Below are 6,821 nucleotides of genomic sequence, written 5' to 3'. Positions count from 1 at the left end.
CCACCCACCCGGCCCATCACCCGCATCCATCAGTGCGCGCGCCGCAGAGGGGGCAGCGCCCGATGGAGTGGAATACCTCAGTACCGCTTGATCCCCGGCACGGTGCAGCCTTCAATCTGCGCATGCGCGGACACCGCGTTCTCCTTCTCACCGCGCGCCAGACGCGACTGCTCGATCGTCGCCCAGTGGCGGCGGCACAGCGGCCCCGTCTTCGAGCCCAGATCAACAGCCTTGCGCGCGAACGTCTCCGCCTGTGCCCACTGACCCTGCAGCAGCGCCAGTTCGGCTCGTTCCTGCAGCACCGCCGGATCGGCGGCCACGATTTCCAGCGCATGATCCAGGCTGCTGGCGGCACCGGCCAGGTCGTTGGTCTGGCGTTGCGCCTGCGCGGTCACCCGCAGGTCTTCCACCTGCGAATCACGCAGCGGCTGCACCGACAGTTCCTTGTCGTCCGGGCCTGCGGCGGCGTCGACTGCGGCCAGGCGCTGCGCCGGCGTCGTGGTATCCACCGGTTTGGCCGCCGGTGGCGGGCTGCTCACGCAGGCGGCCAGGGCCAGGCTGAGGCCGGTCAGGGCCAGGGGCTGCAGCAGGGATCGGATGTTCATCGGCATCATCGGCTCGGAGGAGGTGTGGCTGCGGCGGGTGCCGCGGCAGGTTCAGCAGGCGGCTCGGGCTTTCGGTCCAGGCCGAACCAGCTGCGCCAGCCGCCGCCCTCACCTTCGGCCCCACCCTGCCCATCCGGCGACACCGCCGGCGCACACGGCGCATAGGCCGGTGCATAACCCACCACGAACGGGAAGCGACGCGCGCCCGGGCATCCATCGTCGGTGGTGTTCATGCCGGTGGCGGCCACCGACTGCCAATCCAGGCCCTTGTTGCTGACCTTCAGCGGTGCGCTTGGCAGGCGCTGGAAGATACCCGACCAAACCCGCATCGCGCCGGTGGCACCGTACAGGCCGGCCTGTTCGTTCTGGTCGTTGCCCATCCAGATCACCGCCAGGTGGTCGCCGGTGTAACCGGCATACCAGCTGTCGCGGCCATCATTGGTGGTACCGGTCTTGCCCGCCGGCTGCAGGCGGCCCAGGCCATCGGCATTCAGTCGCTGCGCGGTACCGCTGGCAACCACCTGCTGCAGACCAATGCTGATCAGGTTGGCGGCAATGGAATCACCTTCCTGCGCTGGCGCTGGGGTCTTGTCATAGCGCTTGAGCAGCTTGCCCTGCGGATCGAGCACGCCACGCACCGCATGCAACGGCTGGATCTCGCCACCCGAAGCCAGGAACTGGTACAGCTGCGCCATCGCGTAGGGGCTCTGGTCGGTCGAACCGAGGATCACCGCCGGGTTCGCCTCGGCCTTGATGCCGGCCAGCACGTGAATCAGCTGGGTCACGCGCTCGGGGCCGACCTGCATGCCAACGCGCACCGTGGCCTGGTTGTACGAATGGGCCAGCGCATCGATCAGGCGCACAGTGCCATGGCTGCGGTTGTCCGCGTTGCCGGGGTTCCAGTTGCGGCCGCGGCCGAGCTGCACGGTCACCGGCGAATCGTCGACCCAGCTGGCCAGCGAGTAGCGGTCCGGCTGTGCCAGCGCCAGCAGGTACACGAACGGCTTGAGCAGCGAGCCGACCGGGCGCTGTGCCTCGATGGCGCGGTTGAAGCCGACTTCGGAGACCTCGCGGCTGCCGATCACCGCCAGCACGTCGCCGTTGTGCACATCGGTCAGCACCATGCCGGCCTGCAGCTCGGGCCGGCGCTTGCTCTCCAGCGACTTGATGGTGCGGGTCACCGCGCCTTCGGCATAGGCCTGGGCGGACGGCGACATGCCGCTCATCACGCTCAGGCCGGCGCCCTGCAGTGCCGATTCCGGATAGTCATGGCCAAGCTGGCGACGGACCAGATCGACGTAGGCCGGGAAGCGGTTGGCAGCGACCAGGCCCGGAGTCTTGGGTACGCCGAGCGGCGCTTTGAGGGCGCGCTGGTACTCGGCATCGTCGATCAGAGTTGCCTCGTGCAGCTTGCCCAGCACGAAGTTGCGGCGATCCAGCGCGCGTTCCGGGTTGCGACGCGGATCGTAGAAGGAGGGGCCCTTGACCAGGCCGATCAGCAACGCGATCTGCTCGGTTTCCAGCGACGACAGGTCGCGGCCGAACCAGAATTCGGCGCCGGAGGACATGCCGTGGATGGCCTGGCTGCCGCGTTGGCCCAGGTACACCTGGTTGAGATAGGCCTCGAAGATGGTGCGCTTGTCGTAGCGCGCTTCCATGATCAGCGCGTACAGCACTTCGTTGAACTTGCGGGTGACCGTCTGTTCCTTGCCGATGCCGAGCAGGCCGCTGCGGGCCAGCTGCTGGGTCAGCGTGGACGCGCCCTGTCGGCTCTGGCCACCGGAGCGGATGGTTACCCACACCGCGCGCGCAATGCCGGACAGGTCGATGCCGTGGTGGCGGTTGAAGTCCTTGTCCTCAACCGCCTGCAGGCCGGTCACCAGCAGATCCGGCGCTTCGTTCATGCGGATCAGGCGGCGCTCTTCCTGCTTCTGCCCGTACAGCGTGGCGATGCGCGCCGGATCCAGGCGGGCGGCCTTCAGTACCTTGCGCGAATCGGGATCACGCAGCGACGCGATGCTGCCACCGGACAGCGACAGTTCCACCCGCTTGGCAGCGACGTGGCCATCGACATCGTTGTAACCGCGGCTGGAGATGGTGAAACGCCCGCCCTGCACCGCATAGGTCGCCGGCTCCTTGCCCTGCCCGTCATCGCGGTAGGCGGAGGCGGCCAGCTCGGTCTTCAGGGTGGACGCGTCCATCGCCTTGCCCGGCGTGAGCACCAGCGGGCGGGCGTAGACCCGTGTCGGGATCTGCCAGCGCAGTTCGCCGAAGCGCTGGGTCACCTGCTGGTTCAGGTACAGCGTATAGGGAATCAGGAAACCCAATCCCAACGCGACCGCTGCCATGCTCCAGGTGATCAGGCGGCGCCGCCACAGGGGACCGTTGTCCTGCTGGTCGTCGTCGTCGAAATCGTCGATGTCGTCGGAATCGTAGCGTCGGGGCACGGGAATGCGAGAATGTAAGGTCTGGCGAGTCTACCCCAGCCACCGTGGCTGGCGGATTCTCCCGGGTTCCCCTGCTTAAGCTGGAGTTGCAACCGGATGGCGATGTCCCTGGCCGAGATCCGATACCTGATCAACCGCCTGTCGGGCTTGGCCCGGCGCAGCCTGGCCAGCCTGCGCACCCGCGGCTGGAGGGCCACCTGGCAGCGGATCCGGGTCCATGCCCAGCGTGCCGTCCCCGCCCCGCGTACTCCCTTGTACCTGCCACCCGCGGAGGCATTTGCCCCGTTCGCGGTGCCGTACAGCCCGGCGCCGGAGGTGAGCATCATCATCCCGGTCTACAACCACGTCGAGCACACCCTGGCCTGCCTTCGCGCCCTCGCCGCGCATCCACCGGCCGCCGCGTGCGAGATCCTGGTGGTGGACGACGGCAGCAGCGATGCGACCGCGCAATGGATGCCACAGGTGGCCGGCCTGCGCTACGAGGTCCGGGAGCGCAATGGCGGCTTCATCGAGGCCTGCAACGACGGCGTTTCGCGCGCGCGCGGCCGTTACGTCGTACTGCTCAACAACGATACCGTGCCGCAGCCGGGCTGGCTGGATGCACTGCGGGACACCTTCAGCAGCGTGCCCGACGCCGGCCTGGTCGGCAGCCAGCTGCTGTACCCGGACGGTCGCCTGCAGGAGTCCGGCGGGGTGATCTTCGCCGACGGCAGTGGCTGGAGCTATGGCCGCTTCGAGGCAGCCGACGACCCGCGTTTCGCCAGCCTGCGCGACGTGGACTACTGTTCAGGCGCCGCGCTGATGCTGGCGCGCACCGTGTGGCAGCAGCTCGGCGGCTTCGACACGCGCTACAAGCCGGCGTACTACGAAGATACCGACCTGGCCTTCCGCGTACGTGGGCAGGGCCTGCGCGTGCTGGTGCAGCCTGCCAGCCGGGTGATCCACGACGAGGGCACCAGCAATGGCACCGACACCGGCAGCGGGGTCAAGGCCTACCAGGTGCGCAACCAGGCGGTCTTCGCGGCGAAATGGGCGACCGAGCTGACAGGCCACCCCGCCGTGGGCACGGTGCCATCGCCGGCGCTGCTGCTGCGCGGTCGCCGCCAGGTACTGATCCTGGACGAGGAAGTACCGCAGCCGGATCGCGATTCCGCGTCACTGCGCCAGGTCAACCTGATCCGCCTGCTGCAGCAGGGCGGCGCCCACGTGGTGTTCGTGCCGACCCGGCGCGAGCACGGCGGCTCGGCCACCGAAGCGCTGCAGCGGATGGGCGTGGAGGTCTGGTACGCCCCCTTCCTGGAAGGCGTGGCCGGCTGGTTGCGCATGCATGGTGCACGTTTCGACGTGGCACTGCTGGTCCGCCACCATGTCGCCCATGAATGCCTGCCGCTGCTGAGGCGCTATGCACCCCAGGCGCGCACCGTGTTCGATACGGTGGACCTGCATTACCTGCGCGAGCGCCGCGGCGCCGAAGTGGCCGGAGATGCCGGCCTACTGCGTGCCGCCGAACGCACCCGTGCGAGCGAGCTGGCGGTGATGCAGCAGTGCGATATCACCGTGCTGGTCAGTGCCGCCGAACGGGAGCAGCTGCAGGCCGATGCGCCAGCGGTACGGGTGGAGTTGATTTCCAACCTGCACGATGTCGCCGGTGCCGGCAAACCGTTCGAACAGCGCCATGACCTGGTGTTTGTCGGCGGCTTCCGCCATCCGCCGAACCTGGATGCAATGGAGTGGTTCATCGGCGAAGTATTCGCCAGCATCCGCGCCCGCCTGCCCGAGGTACGGCTGCACTGCATCGGTGCCGCAACACCAGAGTCACTGCTGGCACTGGCCGCCCGCCAGCCTGGCGTGCAGATGCATGGCTTCGTCGAGGACATCACGCCCTACATGGACGGTGCACGCATCTCCGTCGCGCCACTGCGCTTCGGTGCCGGCGTGAAGGGCAAGATCAACCTGAGCATGGCCCATGGCCAGCCGGTGGTTGGCACCACGTGCGCGGTGGAGGGCATGCACCTGCGCGCCGGCCAGGATGTGCTGGTCGCTGACGATGCGGCCAGCTTTGCCGATGCTGTGGTCCGCCTCTACCAGGACCCGCAGTTGTGGCAACAGCTGTCCAATGCCGGCCTGGCCAACATTGCCGAGCACTTCTCGCTCGACGCCGCCCGCGCAACCGTGCAGCGGGTGTTCTTCGCCTAGTCCACGTGCCCACCGGCACGGCGCAGGCGGTCTTCGAAGGCTGGCAGTTCGGCCAGATCCGGTTGCAGCAGCCGGGCCTGCTCTGCCGCATGCGCGGCAAACGACACATCACCACTGCCCAGCCGCTCGCTGCCGATCGCCAGCCAGCGCTGGGCCAGTCGCAGTCGTGCTGCAGGCAGGCTCGCCGCGGTTGGCGACAGTGTCTGCCAGGCCTGCAGGCAGGCGCCCGCGGCCTGCACGCGGTTCTGCCGCAGGTTGTCATCGAAGCAACGTCGGCTGGCCGGCAGCAGCCGCGCGGCAGCCGCTTTCACCCGGGCATCGCGCGGTGCCAGTGATTGCGCCTCACGCAGCGCATCGAACGCGCTGTGGCCCGGCGGGCTGATCCACTGACCAGCACGCTCGGCGCGTTCAACCCTGCGCAGGTGCTCGCGCAGTTGCCGCTCACGCTGCGCATTGCTGACGCTTGGCTGCTGCATTGCCTGCTGCGCCTGTTGCGCACGCTGCAGGCGCTGCGCCAGTTGCTGCCGCGCCGCCGGCGAAGCCCCCAGTTCCTGCGCCAGCATGGCATCACGCTGTGCAGCTTCGAACTGGAAGTCGTCAGCCTGTTTCTGGCTGCGTGCCAGCACAGCCTGCAGCGACTGCTCACGGCCACGTTGAGCGTTGGGATCGTCGGGTGCGACGGCCAGCACGGCCAGGAACCCTTTCCCTGCAGCGTCCAGCTGCTGCCGCTGCAAGGCACGCTGGGCCTGCCGCAAGCGCTGGTCAACCGCCTGTGCCAACGCTTCCTGGCTGGCGGGCAGATCGGCATGGCCGGCATCGAACTGGCGTGCGCGCTGCACGATGCCAGCGGCCGCGGCCAGTTCACCGCGCCCGGCCAGTGTGCGCGCATGCTGCAATAGATCGCTCAGGGCATCCTCGCGCCCTTCCAGCGCCGGCAGGTTATCCGGCTGCACTGCCAGGATGCGTTGGAACAGAGGCAGCGCACTGCTGTCCCCGTCATCCAGGCGGCCGGCGGCAAAGGCATTGCGGGCCTGCGCCAGCAGCGCGCCGATACCTGCTCCGGCGCTGCGACGTGCCTGCAGCTGGCGCGCCACGGCGTCGCCATCAGCCTGCGGCACCTGCAGCTCACGGGCCAGCGCCAGCGCCTGCGCGCTGCCGTCCAGGTCATTGGCCTGCAGTTTGTCGCGGGCCTGCTGCAGCGCGGCGGCACCCGTACGGGCCAGGCCCTGGCGCGCCTGCGGACGGTCGCCATCCAGTGCCAGCACGGCCTGGTAGCGTTCGCGCGCACCACTGCCGTCGGCCGCGCTCAGTCGACCGGCCGCCAATGCGCGATCACCTTCGGCCAGCAGCTGCTCGATCTGCGGCTCGTCCCAGAACCAGTCGGCCAATGGCTTGCGCAGCAACACCAGCAGCACGAACACCGCCAGCGCGGCGACCAGTGCCCACCGCCAGACCCGGCGTGCATGGCGCGCCTGCAGCCACCACCAACGGCCTTCGCGGCGGACGCGGTCCAGCGCAGGATGTTCAGCGCCATGCGGGCGATGCGGAGGCTCGCGTTCCATGCGTGCAGGGT

Annotated in this window: 4 protein-coding genes; 1 reads left to right on the top strand and 3 read right to left on the bottom strand. The window is 68.7% G+C overall.

Annotation, left to right across the window (positions count from 1 at the left end; genetic code table 11):
* Positions 1 to 77: 77 nt before the first annotated feature.
* Complete coding sequence (locus DI041_RS18775) at positions 78 to 614, bottom strand: hypothetical protein (protein ID WP_136640147.1); 537 nt, start codon at positions 612 to 614, stop codon at positions 78 to 80.
* A complete protein-coding gene (gene mrcB, locus DI041_RS18770; RefSeq protein ID WP_136639998.1) occupies positions 611 to 3,052 on the bottom strand; it encodes a penicillin-binding protein 1B in 2,442 nt (813 codons plus the stop codon). The genes DI041_RS18775 and mrcB overlap by 4 nt, the downstream gene beginning before the upstream one ends.
* A 96-nt stretch (positions 3,053 to 3,148) precedes the next feature.
* On the opposite strand from mrcB, the gene DI041_RS18765 reads away from it, so the two are divergent.
* Positions 3,149 to 5,248: a glycosyltransferase gene (locus DI041_RS18765; protein ID WP_136639999.1), complete on the top strand. Its 2,100-nt coding sequence runs from the start codon at positions 3,149 to 3,151 to the stop codon at positions 5,246 to 5,248.
* Here DI041_RS18765 and DI041_RS18760 read toward each other — a convergent pair.
* A complete protein-coding gene (locus tag DI041_RS18760) occupies positions 5,245 to 6,810 on the bottom strand; it encodes a hypothetical protein (RefSeq protein ID WP_136640000.1) in 1,566 nt (521 codons plus the stop codon). The genes DI041_RS18765 and DI041_RS18760 overlap by 4 nt on opposite strands.
* Positions 6,811 to 6,821 lie beyond the last annotated feature (11 nt).

Origin of the sequence: Stenotrophomonas maltophilia (genome assembly GCF_004920835.1) — a bacterium.
Classification (GTDB): domain Bacteria; phylum Pseudomonadota; class Gammaproteobacteria; order Xanthomonadales; family Xanthomonadaceae; genus Stenotrophomonas; species Stenotrophomonas maltophilia_AQ.
The sequence above is the reverse complement of the archived record's forward strand: the minus strand, read 5'-3'. Positions and strand labels throughout refer to the sequence as shown.

Bases quoted from the DNA above. Each gene is read 5' to 3' on its own strand.
- DI041_RS18775 (WP_136640147.1), bottom strand. From the start codon at position 614: ATGATGCCGATGAACATCCGATCCCTGCTGCAGCCCCTGGCCCTGACC.
- DI041_RS18765 (WP_136639999.1), top strand. From the start codon at position 3,149: ATGGCGATGTCCCTGGCCGAGATCCGATACCTGATCAACCGCCTGTCG.
- DI041_RS18760 (WP_136640000.1), bottom strand. From the start codon at position 6,810: ATGGAACGCGAGCCTCCGCATCGCCCGCATGGCGCTGAACATCCTGCG.